General features: G+C 70.9%; 16 protein-coding genes. 6 read left to right on the top strand and 10 right to left on the bottom strand.

From position 1 onward, the window contains the following. Positions 1 to 45 precede the first annotated feature (45 nt). Entirely contained in the window at positions 46 to 666 is a 621-nt protein-coding gene (locus ACQPWZ_RS20900; protein WP_433572118.1) for a hypothetical protein, read from the bottom strand. 45 nt (positions 667 to 711) lie between these two features. On the opposite strand from ACQPWZ_RS20900, the gene ACQPWZ_RS20895 reads away from it, so the two are divergent. Further along, positions 712 to 1,245 (top strand): GNAT family N-acetyltransferase, encoded by a 534-nt coding sequence (locus ACQPWZ_RS20895; protein ID WP_340474634.1) that lies wholly within the window; start codon positions 712 to 714, stop codon positions 1,243 to 1,245. A gap of 59 nt (positions 1,246 to 1,304) precedes the next feature. After that, positions 1,305 to 2,039 (top strand): Mut7-C RNAse domain-containing protein, encoded by a 735-nt coding sequence (locus tag ACQPWZ_RS20890; protein ID WP_340474633.1) that lies wholly within the window; start codon positions 1,305 to 1,307, stop codon positions 2,037 to 2,039. 144 nt (positions 2,040 to 2,183) lie between these two features. Here the strand turns inward: ACQPWZ_RS20890 and ACQPWZ_RS20885 are convergent, their stop codons facing one another. Then, a complete protein-coding gene (locus tag ACQPWZ_RS20885; RefSeq protein ID WP_433572117.1) occupies positions 2,184 to 2,759 on the bottom strand; it encodes a TetR family transcriptional regulator in 576 nt (191 codons plus the stop codon). A 99-nt stretch (positions 2,760 to 2,858) separates the two neighbouring features. Between ACQPWZ_RS20885 and ACQPWZ_RS20880 the strand changes: the two genes are divergently transcribed. Beyond that, complete coding sequence (locus ACQPWZ_RS20880; protein WP_433572116.1) at positions 2,859 to 4,343, top strand: FAD-dependent monooxygenase; 1,485 nt, start codon at positions 2,859 to 2,861, stop codon at positions 4,341 to 4,343. Between the two features lie 86 nt (positions 4,344 to 4,429). Here the strand turns inward: ACQPWZ_RS20880 and ACQPWZ_RS20875 are convergent, their stop codons facing one another. Then, positions 4,430 to 5,140: an AAA family ATPase gene (locus ACQPWZ_RS20875; protein ID WP_356700884.1), complete on the bottom strand. Its 711-nt coding sequence runs from the start codon at positions 5,138 to 5,140 to the stop codon at positions 4,430 to 4,432. Between the two features lie 99 nt (positions 5,141 to 5,239). After that, positions 5,240 to 5,719: a hypothetical protein gene (locus tag ACQPWZ_RS20870; protein WP_356700882.1), complete on the bottom strand. Its 480-nt coding sequence runs from the start codon at positions 5,717 to 5,719 to the stop codon at positions 5,240 to 5,242. 88 nt (positions 5,720 to 5,807) lie between these two features. Between ACQPWZ_RS20870 and ACQPWZ_RS20865 the strand changes: the two genes are divergently transcribed. Next, on the top strand, positions 5,808 to 6,143 hold the full coding sequence (locus tag ACQPWZ_RS20865; protein WP_340474631.1) for a YnfA family protein: 336 nt from the start codon (positions 5,808 to 5,810) through the stop codon (positions 6,141 to 6,143). Between the two features lie 55 nt (positions 6,144 to 6,198). Continuing rightward, positions 6,199 to 6,963, top strand: a complete 765-nt coding sequence (locus ACQPWZ_RS20860; protein WP_340474629.1) for an SDR family oxidoreductase — start codon at positions 6,199 to 6,201, stop codon at positions 6,961 to 6,963. Positions 6,964 to 7,009: 46 nt separating this feature from the next. Here ACQPWZ_RS20860 and ACQPWZ_RS20855 read toward each other — a convergent pair whose 3' ends face one another. The 6 genes from ACQPWZ_RS20855 to aceA form a co-directional block, all read right to left on the bottom strand. Continuing rightward, positions 7,010 to 7,267 carry a hypothetical protein gene (locus ACQPWZ_RS20855; RefSeq protein WP_433572115.1) on the bottom strand — a complete coding sequence of 86 codons (258 nt, stop codon included), beginning with the start codon at positions 7,265 to 7,267 and terminating at the stop codon, positions 7,010 to 7,012. A gap of 187 nt (positions 7,268 to 7,454) precedes the next feature. Further along, positions 7,455 to 8,039 (bottom strand): TMEM165/GDT1 family protein, encoded by a 585-nt coding sequence (locus ACQPWZ_RS20850; RefSeq protein ID WP_383231997.1) that lies wholly within the window; start codon positions 8,037 to 8,039, stop codon positions 7,455 to 7,457. A 476-nt stretch (positions 8,040 to 8,515) separates the two neighbouring features. Continuing rightward, positions 8,516 to 9,985, bottom strand: a complete 1,470-nt coding sequence (locus tag ACQPWZ_RS20845) for an APC family permease (protein WP_433572114.1) — start codon at positions 9,983 to 9,985, stop codon at positions 8,516 to 8,518. 343 nt (positions 9,986 to 10,328) lie between these two features. Then, positions 10,329 to 11,198 carry a 3-hydroxybutyryl-CoA dehydrogenase gene (locus tag ACQPWZ_RS20840; protein ID WP_405571833.1) on the bottom strand — a complete coding sequence of 290 codons (870 nt, stop codon included), beginning with the start codon at positions 11,196 to 11,198 and terminating at the stop codon, positions 10,329 to 10,331. Further along, on the bottom strand, positions 11,195 to 12,790 hold the full coding sequence (gene aceB / locus ACQPWZ_RS20835; RefSeq protein ID WP_433572113.1) for a malate synthase A: 1,596 nt from the start codon (positions 12,788 to 12,790) through the stop codon (positions 11,195 to 11,197). The genes ACQPWZ_RS20840 and aceB overlap by 4 nt, the downstream gene beginning before the upstream one ends. Before the next feature lie 156 nt (positions 12,791 to 12,946). Next, the gene (aceA, locus tag ACQPWZ_RS20830) at positions 12,947 to 14,233 is read right to left on the bottom strand and encodes an isocitrate lyase (RefSeq protein ID WP_433572112.1); all 1,287 of its coding nucleotides are present in this window, start codon (positions 14,231 to 14,233) and stop codon (positions 12,947 to 12,949) included. A gap of 380 nt (positions 14,234 to 14,613) precedes the next feature. Between aceA and ACQPWZ_RS20825 the strand changes: the two genes are divergently transcribed. Next, entirely contained in the window at positions 14,614 to 16,032 is a 1,419-nt protein-coding gene (locus tag ACQPWZ_RS20825) for a short-chain fatty acyl-CoA regulator family protein (RefSeq protein ID WP_405571824.1), read from the top strand. Positions 16,033 to 16,048 lie beyond the last annotated feature (16 nt).

Here is a 16,048-nt window from a genome sequence, read left to right as displayed (position 1 = left end):
CCTGTGCGCAGGGCCTGTTCGGACCGCTACGTGTCCCCGGACAGCTCAGTACGTCTCGCTCACCCCGACCGCCCCCGCCCCGTGCTCCGCGGCGTACCGCAGCACCCGCAACGGACCGTCCAGCAGCGTTCCGGCGTCGAAGCCCGGTTCGTCGCTCATGGCGGACATCCACACGTCGATACGGCCGAGGATCTCGGCCCGGCGCGGCCCGTTCACGGGGAGGACGGACTCGGCGTGCGGCAGAACCGCGCGTACTTCCGCCGCCGTGAGCAGGAAGTCGCCGAACCAGCCGGGCAGCCGCGCCGCGGCCTCGGCCCCGAGACCGTAGTAGAGGGCGACGGCCGGATCGCCCTTGCGCGCGGCGGCGGCGAAGACGGCATCACCCTCCGCGTCGCGCAACAGGTCCATGCTCGCCTCCTTCATGGCGGCGACGGCCGGTGAGCTCGGGCCACCACTCCGCGCGAAGGCGGCGAAACGGTGCGCTGCCGGTGTCGGCAGGGGCGTGAAATAGGGCTCGCGGTCACCGCCGCCGATCCACCAGGCCAGATCCTCGGCGTAGCCCGGCGGTGTCGTCCACTCGCCTTCCGCATGGCTGAACCGGCCGGGCAGCGCGGCGACTTCGGCGTCGGGAACGGCGCCGATCGCCCAGACACCGGTGAAGCTCATTGTCCTGACCCCCGGTTGTCGGACCTGCCTCCTACAGTGCGTTTCATGGAGATCAAAGCATCGGCGGTACGTATCGAGCCATGGTCGGCGGGCGACTTCGAGCTGCTGCGCGCGGCGAACGTCCCGGAGATGATGGACCACCTCGGCGGTCCTGAATCCGATGAACAGCTGGTCAAGCGCCATCAGCGCTATGTGGAACTGAGTTCCGACCGCACCGGCAAGGGCAGGATGTACCGCGTCGTTCTCGAGGAGACCGGGGAGGCGGCGGGCTCGGTGGGCTTCTGGGAACACGAGTGGCAGGGGCAGCAGGTGTACGAGACGGGCTGGAACGTCCTGCCCGGTTTCCAGGGCCGCGGCATCGCCACGTCCGCCACCCTCGCGGTGGCCCGGGCGGCCCGCGCCGAGCGCAAGCACCGCTATCTGCACGCTTTCCCGTCCATCGAGAACGGGCCGTCCAACGGGGTGTGCCGGAAGGCCGGTTTCGAGTTGCTCGGGGAGTACGACTTCGAGTACCCGCCGGGCAATCCGCTGCGGTCGAACGACTGGCGGCTCGATCTGGAGTCGCTGCCGGCCTCGTAGGCCCCTGTCCGGGTGCTCACCGCTCCCCTTACCCGCCGCCCGATGACATGCTTGGCCGCGTGAACGGACCGGAAATCCAGCTGTGCGTCGCCCCTGAGCTGCGCCTCTTCGTCCCGCCGGAGCGCCGCCAGGGCGCAACACTCCTGGCCACCGACGGCTCCTCCACGCTCGGCCATGTCGTCGAGTCGCTCGGCGTACCGCTCACGGAGGCCGGCCGGCTGCTCGTAGACGGCCGCGACGTGGCCGTCTCGCACATTCCGAGCGCCGGCGAGAGCGTCGAGGTGCTCGGTGTCGAGCGGCCGCAACAGGTGCCCGGCGCCCCGCTGCGCTTCCTGCTCGACGTCCACCTCGGCACGCTGGCACGGCGGCTGCGGCTGCTCGGTGTGGACGCGTCGTACGAGAACGAGGACATCGGCGACCCGGCGCTCGCGACCCTGTCCGCCCAGGAGAAGCGGGTACTGCTCTCCCGGGACCGCGGGCTGCTGCGGCGCCGCGAGATCTGGGCCGGTGCCTACGTCTACAGCGACAAGCCGGCCGACCAACTGCGGGACGTCCTGGAGCGGTTCGCGCCGGTGCTCGCACCGTGGACGCGGTGCACCGCGTGCAACGGGCGGCTGACCGCGGCCGACAAGGACGCGGTCCAGGACCGGCTGGAGCAGGGCACGGAGCGCACGTACGACGTGTTCGCCCAGTGCCTGGAATGCCGGCGGGTGTACTGGAGGGGCGCGCACCACGCACGGCTGGAGGCGATCGTCGACGACGCGGTCCGCGAATTCGGCGGCGCACCGGCGTAGTTCACCCACATCAGGGTCTGGTCCGCGGCCCGGACCCGGCCCACGCCGTGGCGCCGGCCCTGGTCCTGGCTCTGGCCCTGATCCCGGCCCCGGTCATGCGCGGCGGGAGCCCCGGGCCGCTGTCGCGCGCCCGCGGGCCCACAACTACGGCCGCTCCGCCGTCAGATAGCGCTGAATGGTCGGCGTCAGCCAGGCGATCACCTCCTCCCGGGACATGTCCACGGCGGGCGGAAAGCGCAGCACGTAGCGGGCGAGGGCCATGCCCAGTATCTGCGAGGCGACCAGTGCGGCCCGGCGGGGAGCATCGGCCGGGTCGGGGCAGACGGCCGCCGCGACGGGTCCGATCTGTCCCTTGAAGATCTCGCGGATGCGCTCCGAGGCCGCGGTATTGGTGACGCCGGCCCGCAGCAGCGCGGTCAGCACGTCGTCCTGCTCCCACCGGTCGAGGAAGTGGGTGACGAGGACGGCGCCGATGTGCCGGTCGGGGACGGCGCCCAGGCCCGGCAGCCGCAGGTCGAACTCGGAGGCCGCGGCGAACAGCCCCTCCTTGTTGCCGTAGTACCGCATGACCATCGACGGGTCGATCCCGGCGTCGCGCGCGATGGCGCGGATGGTGGCGCGCTCGTATCCGTCCTCCGCGAAGCGCTCGCGGGCGGCTTCGAGGATCGCGGCTCTTGTGGCATCCGATCGGCGCGGGGGGCCGGGGGCTTCCGTCGTCATGCCAACAACTGTAGGCCAACAGGTGTTGACATGCCAGACCCCCGGGTCTAGCGTTGCCAACAAGCGTTGACCAACAAGCGTTGGCATTGAGGAGGCGCCATGAACGACAAGGCCGCACAGGAAGCGGGCAGCACCACCGATGCCATGACCGCCGAGGGCATGACCGCCGATGTCCTCGTCGTGGGAGCCGGTCCCACCGGCATGCTGCTCGCGGGCGACCTCGCCGCTGCGGGCATCTCGGTGACCTTGATCGAGCGCCGCCCCCACGAGACGAGCAATATGACGCGGGCCTTCGGCGTCCATGCCCGCACGCTGGAGCAGTTGGACGCGCGGGACCTCGCCGACGAGCTCATCACGACGGGCACACCCATCACCCGGCTCCGGCTCTTCCGCCGGCTCTCCCTCGACCTGTCGCTGCTGCGGTCCCGCTTCCCGTTCCTCCTCATCACCCCGCAGTACGAGGTGGAGCGGCTGCTGGAGCGCCGTGCACGGGCCACGGGCGTCACCTTCCGGTACGGGACGGAGCTGCTGGGCCTGGAGCAGTCCGGCGACACGGTGACGGCCGAGGTCCGAGGCGCCGACGGGACGCGGACCACCGTGCGCGCCCGTTATCTCGTCGGCACCGACGGTGTGCGCAGCGCAGTGCGCTCGGCACTGAACCTGCCGTTCCCCGGCGACTCCGTCATCCGCTCCATCGTCCTCGCGGACGTCCGGCTCACCGAGGAGCCCGAGGGACTGCTCACGGTGAACGGCGTGGGGGACGCTTTCGCCTTCATCGCCCCCTTCGGGGACGGCTGGTACCGCGTCATGGGGTGGAACCGGTCCCGTCAGGTGCCCGACAGCGAGCCTGTCGACCTCGATGAGGTGCGCGAGATCGCCCGCCTCGCCCTCGGCACGGACCACGGCATGCACGACGCCCGCTGGATCTCCCGTTTCCACAGCGACGAACGCCAGGTCCCCTCCTACCGCGTGGGCCGGGTCTTCCTCGCGGGCGACGCGGCACACGTCCACTCCCCCGCCGGCGGCCAGGGGATGAACACCGGCCTCCAGGACGCGGCCAACCTTTCGTGGAAGCTGGCGTCGGTCCTCAAGGGCCAGGCTCCCGACCCGGAAGCACTGCTCGACAGCTACCACTCGGAGCGGCACCCCGTCGGTGCGATGGTGCTGCGTTCCAGCGGCGGGATCGTCCGCCTCGCCATGGCCCACACTCCGCTGCGGCGTGCGGTCCGCTCCCTGCTCTCCCGCTTCGTGAGCGCCACCCGTCCGGCCGCCGCCAAGGCGATGGGCATGATCTCCGGTATCGGCATCGCGTACGACAGGCCGCGCGGAGCCCACCGCCTCACCGGCACCCGCGCCCCGGACCTGGAGCTCGGCGAGGGGAGGCTCTACGAGCTGCTGCGCAAGGGCGAGTTCGTGCTCGTCACCCCCAGCACCGGCACCGGCGCCTCCGCCGAGGCGGCGGACCCACGCGCCATACCCACTGTCCCGGGGAGCGTCGTCCGGGCCCACTGGGGGTCGGGCCGCGGGGACTCCCTCCTGATCCGCCCCGACGGGTACATCGCCTGGGCGGAGGACGGCAGATGAGCGCAGCGCCGGCCGAGGTGCGCCCGACCGGGCGGACCTCCCGGCGCGGACCGGCACCAGGGAATGCCCGGGACCTGGGGGTGTCCTCAGGGCTCGACGATGTGGCGCAGGTAGGCCTGCGGGTCGGCGAGGTAGCGGCGCCAGTGGTCGACCACACCGAGCTCCCGCCAGGCGACCCGCCGCATGCCGTGCTCCCCCACCTCCACGATGTCCGCGCCGGGCAGGGCGGTCAGCAGCGGGGAGTGCGTGGCACAGATGATCTGGCCGCCCTCCTTGGTCAACCGGTCGATGTGCCCGATCAGTTCGAGGCAGGAGGAGAAGGAGAGCGCCGCCTCCGGCTCGTCCATCACATAGAGCCCCGCCTGGAGGAACTTCCCGCGGAACGCGGCGAGGAAGCCCTCACCATGGCTGACGAAGTCCGGTGCGAAGCCTTCCCGGTCCAGGGCGTCCAGCGCCGTCTCGGCCCGGAGGAAGAAGCCTTTACGGGCCGACCAGCTCCTGACCATGCGACGCCCGCGCGGGGCGGCGTCGAAGCGCACGCTTTCGCCGAGGACCGACTTGCCGCGCGCGGAGGAGTAGCGCCAGTCGTGCGATCCGCCGTAGGAGTCCAGGCCGAAGCCCTCCGCCAGGGCCTCAACCAGGGTCGACTTTCCCGAGCCGTTCTCACCCACCAGAAAGGTCACCGGTGCGGTGAAGCGCAGCCCTTCGTCGAGCAGCTGCCGGACGCAGGGCACCGACCAGGGCCAGGCGTCCTCGTCGTAGGAGGCGAGGTGGGCGTACGCGCGTTCGACAATCACGGGACCAGTGTGGACCAGAGCCCACCGGCACGGATCAGACCCACCGGCGCGGACGGTGGCTCACCGCTCCGGACCGGACGCACCAGCATGGGCCGGGCCTCAGAAGACGTACGGGTCTCCGGTGGACAGCACCAGCACCTCGTGCTCGTTGTTCGCCGAATTCCGGTCGGTCGCACCGCCGTTCCAGTGGGTGCCGACCTTCACGACCACCTCGTCCGGGACGCCCAGCGTCCGCAGGTCGAGCGCGACGGTCCGCCCCGTGCCCCCGGCCCGCAGTGCCCCCGCCGCACACAGCACGACCCGGTCGGATCCCCACAGGCACCGCTCCGGCAGCACCTGGGCTCCCGCCAGCGGCACCGAGAACGTGAGCTTCACGGTGGCGTTGTCCAGACTGGCCGGACCGTAGCTCTGGGACACCAGCGCGATCCCCATCCGCCCGCCGGTCAGCGAGACATGGCCATGGTGCGCCACGTCCGCCTCGGGCGCGATCACCCGGGCGCCGGCGCTCGCCCCGCCCATGCCGATCACCAGTACGACAGCCGCGGACACCGCGAGCAGCACCTTGCGCATCACACACATATCCTGAAGATACCTTTTGTGTGTCTATATAACTGATTGCCCATCAGGCCCGGCGCGTCCCAGCGGCTCCCCATGGCAGGCTCTGCCCATGCTCGTCGCCCGCTCGGTCCTTCTGTTCGTCGTCGCCGCCCTGTTCGAGATCGGCGGCGCCTGGCTGGTCTGGCAGGGCCTCAGGGAGCACCGCGGCTGGCTCTGGATCGGGGCGGGGGTCATCGCGCTCGGGGCGTACGGCCTGGTCGCGACGCTTCAGCCGGACGGCGAGTTCGGCAGGATCCTCGCCGCGTACGGCGGTGTCTTCGTCGCCGGCTCCATCGCCTGGGGCGTGGTCGCCGACGGCTACCGCCCCGACCGCTGGGACATTCTCGGCGCGCTGGTGTGCCTCGCCGGTATGGCGCTGATCATGTACGCACCCCGCGGCCGCTGAACCGGCGGCCGCTTATCCTGGGCCGCGTACCGATCACATGCGCGAGGAGTTGGACATGACCGCCGCCGGCACCCCCGTCGCCGTCATCACCGGAGCCAGCAGCGGCATCGGCGCCGCGACCGCCCGCGGACTCGCCTCCGCCGGGTACCACGTCGTCCTCACCGCCCGCCGCAAGGACCGGATCGAGGCACTCGCCGCGGAGCTCGTCGCGGCGGGCCACCGGGCCACCGCGTACGCCCTCGACGTCACCGACCGCCCGGCCGTCGACGCCTTCGCCGCGAGCCTCGACCGCTGTGACGTCCTGGTCAACAACGCGGGCGGCGCGCTCGGCGCGGACCCGGTCGCCACCGGCGACCCCGCCGACTGGCGGGAGATGTTCGAGGTCAACGTCATCGGCACGCTGCACACCACCCAGGCCCTGCTGCCGGCCCTCACCGAGAGCGGCGACGGCACGGTCGTGATCCTCTCCTCCACCGCCGGGCTCTCCACCTACGAGGGCGGTGGGGGCTACGTGGCCGCCAAGCACGGTGAGCACGTCCTCGCCGAGACCCTCCGCCTGGAGATCGTCGGCACTCCGGTCCGCGTCATCGAGGTGGCGCCGGGGATGGTCAGGACGGAGGAGTTCGCGACGACCCGCTTCCGTGGCGACACGGAGAAGGCCGCCAAGGTCTACGCGGGTGTGGCCGAGCCCCTGACGGCGGACGACGTGGCCGACACGATCACCTGGGCGGTCACCCGCCCCTCCCACGTCAACATCGACCTCCTGGTCGTCCGCCCCCGCGCCCAGGCCTCCAACTCCAAGGTCCACCGCGACCTCTGACACCCGGCCCGAGGGCCCCGGCGAGGCCGGAGCTCTCGGCACCGCGTCACATCGTTCGCCGGGAATCCCGCCGGCGCACCGTGAAGAGGCAGGCGAGCATCCCGAGGCCCCATGCGATCAGCAGGGCACCCCACAGGGGCATGGTCACCTCGGGGATCAGCAGACGGATCCTGACGCTCGCGCGGTTCTCGAAGATGAAGATCAGGGCGACCGCGGTGATCAGGGCGAACGGTAGGAGGCGGCGGACGGCGGGGCGGGAGAAGAAGGGCGTTTTCGACTGCGGGTCTGTTCTGGTGCGGGCCATGAGATGCCTCTCCATCCGGTACCCCCTCATGCGTGCCCTGCGGACCCGCCCCAGGGTGGGGAAGGGCGCTGCGGCCCGATCCCCCCGCCTGCACTTCCTTCATACATTCGGCCGCATCAGGCCGCATGTGCAGGGGCCGCCGGCGCCCTCGGCCGGGGGCGCCGCGCGCGCCCCGCGCCGGGCCGCGTCAGCCCGTGAAGATCTCGGTCACCGACCAGATCGCGAGGCCGAGCATGCACAGGCCGCCGATGCGCTGCACGGTCTTCAGCGGCACGCGCTTGGCGATGAAGCGGCCGGCGAGCAGAGCCAGGGCGGAGACGGACATGAGGGCGGCGGCGGAGCCGATGGCGGTGGACCACGTGCCGTTGCTCGCGGCGAGGTTGGCGGTGGTGATCTGGGTGAGGTCGCCCCACTCACTGATGAACACCGCCATGAACGCGGTCGAGTAGACGGGCCAGAAACCGGTCACGGTCTTGCCCCCGGCGTCCTCCTCGTCGTCCTCGGCTCCGCCGCGCAGCAGCATGAAGGCACCGAGAGCGAAGAGGAGAGCGGAGACGAGCTTGACGATCCAGTCGGGCAGAAGCCCGATCAGGCTGCCGGCTCCGACCGCGATCGCGACGTGCACGATGAAAGCGCTCGATGTGCCGAACCAGACGTAAAGAGGGCGCATCCGCGTGCCCATCGCCAGGGAGGCGAACATCGTCTTGTCGGGCAGTTCCGCGAGGAAGATCAGACCGAAGGCGGTGACGATCGCCAGAGGGTCGAGGCTCATTCCGGGTGGCTTTCTGTGAGAGCCGGGCCCCGGTCTTCGCGAAGCGCCAGAGGCAACCGGAGGACCGCTCGGCCCGGCACGACGGCGAACCCGCAGGGCGCGGGCACGTCATACCTGACCGAAGGTCTCGCCCGCCCGCGTCATCCGCAGGCCCGGCCACCGGGAGCCCGGGGGCTCCAGTGTGTCGACGACCGGTTCGCGGGGCTACTCCCCTTCGCAGTCGTCAACGGTACCCCACCCCTGGTGGGGGCGGCCTTCGGTGGTCCCGGGCGGGAAACCCCGAACGCCCTGGTCACCCACCGTGAGCGCCTCTGCGCATGCGGCCCCGGTCGGCCGCACCTGACCGGCACGCCCCCTCCGAAACACCCCCTCCGAAACACCCCGCTCCGACGACGACGCGTTCCGACGACAAGAAGACCCGCACACGTCCGCTGCGGCTGCCCCGCACGCACACCCACCCGCCACGGCTCACGCCGTCACCTCTCGCTGAAGGCGCCCGCCTCCCCGGGCTCCGTCTCCAGCGCCTGGCGGTCGAATCGCAGCATGACGAGGAAGAACAGCCCGCCCGCGACCAGCAGGCCGACCACGATCACGACGGAGACGAGCGCCTCCGGCGGCGACACCAGCACGAACAGCGCGATGAGCGTCCACACCAGCGCGCAGATCGCCACCGGCAGCTCGAAGCGCCCCAGGTCGAACGCGCCTTTCCTGCGACCCAGCCGTCCGCGAACCACCAGGTAGAGGACGATCGTGGAGCCGTAGGTGATCGCCGGGAGGATCGTTGATGCCGTGATCAGCTCCAGCAGCGCGGCGCCCGGCAGAGCCACCATCAGGATGACTCCCAGAACGAAGATCAGGACCGTCGCCGGGATCGGCGTGTGCGTGCGCGGGTTGACGCGCCGCATGAGCCGGTACGCGGGGAAGCGCGAGTCCCGCGCCATGGCGAAGACCAGCCGCGAACACGCGACCATCGCCACGATCCCCGCGCCGAAGAACGCGAACAAGATCGCGACCAGCAGCGTCCGTTCCATCACCGGGCCGAGCTGATCACGCATGATCGCCACGACCGGCGAGCCGTCGGCAGTGATCCGGGGGATGTCGTCGATCGCGATGGTGAGCGTGATCAGAAACAGCAGTCCGAGGAGCCCGGCCGCCACGACCGAACCCACGATCGCTCGCGGAACGGTGCGAAAGGGATCCTTGGCCTCTTCGGCCAGGTTCGCCGCGGAGTCGAAGCCGACGAGTGTGGCGAGGCCCATGATCATCGCGATCATCAGCCCGCCGCCGACGGCGAAGTAGTCGGGGGCGTTCTCGGTGACACCGCGCGAGGTGAGGTTGCCGCCCGCGCCGTCGCCCGTGACCACCACAGCGATGACGAGCGCGACCGCCACCAACACGACCAGCGCCAGTTCGAGCCCCACCGCGGCCGCGTTGATCGCGCTGACGACGCGGGTGGAGACCACGGCGAGCACGGTCTGGACGAGCAGGACCACGACGGTGATCAGGCGCGCGGTTCCCTCGTCCGGTTCGAGACCGATCAGCGGCATGAACGCCTGGCTCGCCAAGGCGTTGTCGACCGCCACCACGCTGATCGCCAGGTAGCAGAAGGTCAGCCAGCCGAAGCCCCAGCCGACCTTCGGGCTGGCCAGCCGCGAGGCCCACTGGTAGGAGGAGCCGCTGAGCGGGATACGGGCCGCGAACTGCGCGACCACCAACGCCACCAGGGTCTGCCCCACCGCAGCGATGATCCAGAGCCAGATCCCGACCGGCCCCGCGGTCACCAGCACTTCGTCGTACGTCGCGAAGATGCCGACCGCCACCGAGATGAAGGCGAACGAGATCGCGAACACCTGGAAGGAACCGAGCGTCCGTTTCAGCTCCTGCCGGTAGCCCCCGAGTTCGACGGCATTCTCGCTGTCCTGCGCATCCGTCGTCGCCTTCGCCACCTGAGCCACCGCACCTTCCGTCGAGGCCGTCCAGGCTGTCGACCGCCTCGCGCCCCTGTGGACGTCACGACCAGCGCCACATCCTGGTGGGCCGTGCCGCGTTTTGCCGGGTACGACACGCTTTTGTGAGGTACGTACCGGGTCGGCACCGGGTGCCGCCCATCGTCAGGAACGCGGTCTCCCACTCGGCCCGTTCCGCTGAGAACGCCCGCCCGGCGCCACTCCGACCGCCGCCTTCACCCGGACCGCCTTCCAGCAGCCGGCTACGGCCACCGCACCGTGAGGTGTGGAGCAGTCCGGTCGGACTGGTCCACACCCCCTCTCCCCGGCAACCGTCGGCCCCTCAGCCGCGGTCGTACGTGTGGAACCCTCTGCCGGTCTTGCGGCCCAGCAGCCCCGCCTCCACCATCCGCTGGAGCAGCGGAGGCGGTGCGTACAGGGGTTCCTTGAACTCGTCGTACAAGGACTCGGCGATGGAGGCCACCGTGTCGAGGCCGATCAGGTCGGCCAGTTTGAGCGGGCCCATCGGGTGGGCGCAGCCCAGTTCCATGCCCGCGTCCACGTCGGCGGCCGTGGCGAAGCCCGACTCGGCCATCCTGATCGCCGACAACAGATAGGGAATCAGCAGGGCGTTGACCACGAAGCCGGCCCGGTCCTGCGAGCGGACCACCGTCTTGCCGAGCGCGTCCCGGACGAAGGTCTCGACCGCTGTCACCGTGGCGGCGGCCGTGTGCAGCGAGGCGACGACCTCCACGAGCGGGAGCACGGGCACGGGGTTGAAGAAGTGCAGGCCCACCACGCGGTCGGCGCGGTTCGTCGCCATGCCCAGCCGCATGACGGGAAGGGACGAGGTGTTGGTGGCCAGGATCGCCGCCGGGTCCTCGACGATCTTGTCCAGTGCGTGGAAGACCTCCGTCTTCGCGTCGGCGTTCTCCACGACGGCCTCGATGACGAGCTGCCGGTCGGCGAGGTCGTCGAGGCTGCCGGTGAAGACGATCCGGGCGAGGGCGTCCTCGGCCGACAGGCGGTCCAGCTTGCCGCGCTGGACGGCGCGTTCGAGGGAGACGGCCACCCGTTCCCGGGCGCCTCGCGCGGCGGCGGCGTCCGCCTCGCACACCACGGTGTCGAGTCCGGCGCGGGCGCAGACCTCGGCGATGCCGGAGCCCATCTGCCCGCCGCCGACCACTCCGACTCTGTGGATGACCGCGTTCATGACTGGACCTCCGGACGGCGGACGAGGTGGCGGGCGTAGGCGTCGGTGGTGAAGAACTCCGGCAACGTCCGCGCGAGAGCTGTGCGTTCGAAGATCTCCCGCACGTCGTCGACCCGGGCCCACGGGTACTCCCGGCCGAGCGCGGCGATCTCCTCGTCCAGTATGGCGAGCACGGTGTCCCGCTCGACGGCGCCGTGCCGGATCCACTGCCAGACCTGGCTGCGGGCGATCTCGGCGGCTGCCGCGTCCTCCATGTGGCCGTCGAGGGGCACGGCTCCCTGGCCGCGCAGCCAGGCGTCGAAGTACCGCAGGGCCAGCGAGATGTTGGAGCGGACACCGTCGAGGGTCGGCGGGCCGGCCGTGCGGCGCACGGCGAGCAGGTCGTCCGCCGTGACATGGACGTCCTCACGGGTGCGGTCGAGCTGGTGGGGACGGCCGGCGAGAACCGCGTCGAAGATGTCGCGGCACAGGGGCACGAGAGCGGGGTGCGCGACCCAGGTGCCGTCGAAGCCGTCCTCGGCCTCGCGTTCCTTGTCGAGCCGGACCCTGGCGAGCGCGGACTCGCGGGCGCCGGCGTCCCGGACCGGCAGATGGGCGGCCATACCGCCGATGGCGTGCGCTCCGCGCTTGTGGCAGGTACGCACGAGGAGTTCCGTGTACGACCGCAGGAACTGCGCGGTCATGGTGACCCGGTCCCGGTCGGGGAGGGTGAAGTCGGGGCGGTGGGCGAAGTTCTTGATCAGACTGAAGAGGTAGTCCCAGCGGCCCGCGTTGAGGCCTGCACCGTGCTCGCGCAGTTCGTAGAGGATCTCCTCCATCTCCAGCGCCGCCGTGACCGTCTCGACGAGAACGGTCGCGCGGATCGTGCCGCGCGGGATGCCGAGGAGCTCCTGGGCGAGAACGAACACGTCGTTCCACAACCGGGCTTCCTCGCGGTGCTCCAGCTTGGGCAGATAGAAGTATGGTCCGCGGCCGGCGTCGATCTGCCGCTGGGCGCAGTGGAAGACGTACAGGCCGAAGTCGACCAGGGACGCCGAGAGCGGGCGGCCGTCGATGACCAGGTGCTTCTCGGTGAGATGCCAGCCGCGGGGCCGCACCATCACGGTGGGGAGTTCACCACCCGCCCGGTTCTGCTCACCTTCCGGTCCGGTGAGGTCGCTACGGCGCTCGACGGCGTCCAGCAGAGTCAGCTGACCGCCCACGATGTTGTCCCAGGTGGGTGAGGTGGAGTCCTCGAAGTCGGCCATCCACACCTGGGCACCGGAGGTGAGGGCGGCAGCCGCCGTGCGGCGGTCCGGCGGCCCGGTGATCTCCACACGGCGGTCGGTCAGTCCGGGCGCGGGCGGAGCGACCTGCCAGTGGGGGTCGTTGCGGATACCGCTGGTGGCCCGGGAGAAGTCGAGGGGGAAGCCGGAAGCGAGCCGGCCCGAGAGCCGGCGCCGCTCGGCGAAGAGCTTGAAACGGCGGTTGGCGAAGGCGGCGTCGAGGCGGGCGACGAAGTCCAGTGCCTCCGGGGTGAGGATCTCGTCGAAGCGGTCGCCGGGTGCGCCCAGGACCTGGATCGTGCTGCTCGGAGCGATGGTGGTGGACATACGGATCTCCTCGGCGGAGCGGTGAGGGCCGGACGGGGACGGTCGGCCGTCCCTCACCTGGACACGGGGTTGCCGTGACGGGCGGGATACGGCGCGGGTCGGGGTCGGCGCCGCCGGGAGCCCGGGCCGGGGCTCCGCACCAAGGGCGGACATGACCTAGTGGAACTGCTCCTCTTCCGTGGAGCCGCTCAGCGCCGTGGTGGAGGAGGCCGGGTTCACGGCGGTGGAGACGAGGTCGAAGTAGCCCGTGCCGACCTCGCGCTGGTGCTTCACGGCGGTGAAGCCGTGCTGCTGCGCCGCGAACTCACGTTCCTGGAGGTCGACATAGGCGGTCATGCCGTGCTCGGCGTAACCGCGGGCGAGGTCGAACATGCCGTGGTTGAGCGAGTGGAAGCCGGCCAGGGTGATGAACTGGAAGCGGTAGCCCATGGCGCCGAGTTCGCGCTGGAACGTGGCGATCTGGTCGTCGTCCAGGGATGCCTTCCAGTTGAAGGACGGCGAGCAGTTGTACGCCAGCATCTGGTCCGGGTGCTCGGCGTGGATCGCCTCGGCGAACTCCCGGGCCTGCTCCAGGTCCGGCGTACCGGTCTCGACCCAGATCAGGTCGGCGTACGGCGCGTACGCGAGGCCGCGGGCGATGACCGGGGCCATGCCGTTCTGCACCCGGTAGAAGCCTTCCGCCGTGCGCTCGCCGGTGACGAACTGCGCGTCGCGCTCGTCGACGTCGCTGGTCAGCAGGTTGGCTGCGAGTGCGTCCGTGCGGGCGACGATCAGCGTCGGCACATCGGCGATGTCCGCCGCCAGCCGGGCGGCGTTGAGGGTGCGGATGTGCTGCGAGGTGGGCACGAGGACCTTGCCGCCGAGGTGGCCGCACTTCTTCTCGGAGGCGAGCTGGTCCTCGTAGTGGATTCCCGCGGCGCCCGCGGCGATCATCGCCTTGGTCAGCTCGAAGGCGTTGAGCGGGCCGCCGAAGCCTGCCTCGGCGTCGGCCACGATCGGCGCCAGCCAGTCCGTCGTGTCCGCACCGCCCTCGGCCGTGGCGATCTGGTCGGCACGCAGCAGCGCGTTGTTGATCCGGCGCACCACCTGCGGCACGGAGTTGACCGGGTACAGGCTCTGGTCGGGATAGGTGTGGCCGGCCTGGTTGGCGTCGGCGGCCACCTGCCAGCCGGACAGGTAGATGGCCTGAAGGCCCGCCTTCACCTGCTGCACGGCCTGGCCGCCGGTCAGGGCGCCGAGTGCGTGGATGTAGTCCTGTTCGTGCAGCTGTCGCCACAGCCGCTCGGCACCACGCCGCGCGAGCGTGTGCTCCTCGCGGACGCTGCCGGACAGCCGTACGACCTCTTCCGTGCCGTAGGTGCGCTCGATGCCCTTCCACCGCGGATCGGTCGCCCATCGCTGTGCCAGCTCCTCGGCGGCCGTCGTCGTCCCTGTCTGCGCCATGACCGTCTCCCGGTGTGTGGTCCTGCTGATTCTGTGAAGTGTGCGCAGTCATGACACTGAGTGACATGTCTACGGGTGCGGCCCGCCTTGCATCCCGGTGGGTGAAGCGGTGAGCAATGCGTCCGGGGTGCCCGGCCGGAAGGGCAGATGCACGACGTCAGGGCGTGAAATCGCACTCGTTGCTCCGGCTCGGCCGCCAGGCCCGGCGGGCCGCAGTACGACTCTGACAGTGGCACCGAGTGCCATCAACCATGGCCCGATGCCAACTTCTGCGAATCTTCCGTACCTGTTCTGCCATGTTTGCGAAGGGTCGTACGAGCCTTCACGGCGATACGCTGCCGGTACCGGAAGGGGCCCTGCCGGGGCCGGAAGGGGACGGTATGAGCAAGACGTACGCGGGACCGCGACTGCGGCGGCTGCGCGAGGAGCGGCGCATGAGTCAGGCGCAGCTGGCCCGCGTGCTGGCGATCTCGCCGAGCTATCTGAACCAGATGGAGCACGACTCGCGGCCGCTGACCGTGCCGGTCCTGCTGCGGCTGACCGAGGCGTTCGGAGTGGATCCGGGATTCTTCTCGGAACGGGACACCAGCCGGCTCGTGGCGGACCTGCGCGAGATGCTGGCGAACGAGGTGACCGCCGCCCGGGTGTCCCCGTCCGACCTGGCGGAACTGGCCTCGCGGATGCCCGCCGTGGCCTCGGTGCTGCTCGATCTCGGCCGGCGACGCCAGGATCTGGCGGAGCGGCTGGCCGAGGCGGCCGAGGGCCGCGGCGGCGAGGACCTGTCCCTGCCGCGTTCCGCCCACGAGGAGATCCGGGAGTTCTTCTACCGCCGGCAGAACTACCTCCACGAGACCGATCTCGCCGCGGAGGCCCTGGCCGGTGAGGTGGGCGTCCGTCCCGGTGAGGTGGTGCGCGCGCTGTCCGCACGGCTCACCGAGCGGCACGGGGTGCGGCTGGCCACGGACTCCGACCGGCTGCACCGCTTCGACCCCGACGCCCGCGTCCTGCATCTGTCCAGCAGACTGCGGCCCGGTCAGCAGGCCTTCCGGATGGCGACGCAGCTCGCCCTGCTGGAGTTCGGCGATCATCTGTCCGCGCTTGCGTCGGAGGACTTCGAGGAATCCTCCGCCACCTGGTCGCTCGCGAGGATCGGGGTCGCCAACTACCTGGCCGCCGCGCTGATCCTGCCGTACACCGCCTTCCACCGCGCCGCGGAGGAGTTCCGCTACGACATCGAACGGCTCACGGACCGCTTCGGCCTCGGGTACGAGACCGTCTGCCACCGGCTCAGCACGCTGCAACGGCCCAGGCTGCGCGGTGTGCCCTTCTCCTTCGTCCGGGTCGACCGCGCCGGCAACATGTCGAAGCGCCAGTCCGCCACCGGCTTCCACTTCTCCCGCGCCGGCGGCACCTGCCCGCTGTGGAACGTGTACGAGGCGTTCGCCGCCCCCGGCCGTATCCACGTCCAGGTCGCCGCGATGCCCGACGGACAGCGCCACCTGTGGACCGCCCGTGCGGTCACGCGCCACCGCGGGGGCTGGGGCGAGCCGGGCAAGACGTTCGCGATCGGCCTGGGCTGCGAGGTCCGTCATGCCTCACGGCTCGTCTACTCCGACGGCCTCGACCTCGACAACGTCTCGGCCGCCACGCCGATCGGCATGGGCTGCCGCATCTGCGAACGCCTGGACTGCCCGCAGCGCGCCGTACCGCCGCTCGGGCGGCCGCTCGCCATCGACGAGAACAGCAGCAGCTTCGTGCCCTACCCGGTCGCGGACGCACCGCGCCCCGAGGGCGGTTGACGCTCCGGTGAACGAT

Origin of the sequence: Streptomyces sp. CA-251247, from assembly GCF_050952975.1 — a bacterium.
In the GTDB taxonomy this organism is placed as follows: domain Bacteria; phylum Actinomycetota; class Actinomycetes; order Streptomycetales; family Streptomycetaceae; genus Streptomyces; species Streptomyces achmelvichensis.
Note: the sequence above shows the minus strand (reverse complement) of the source record. Positions and strands in the feature narration are given on the sequence as shown.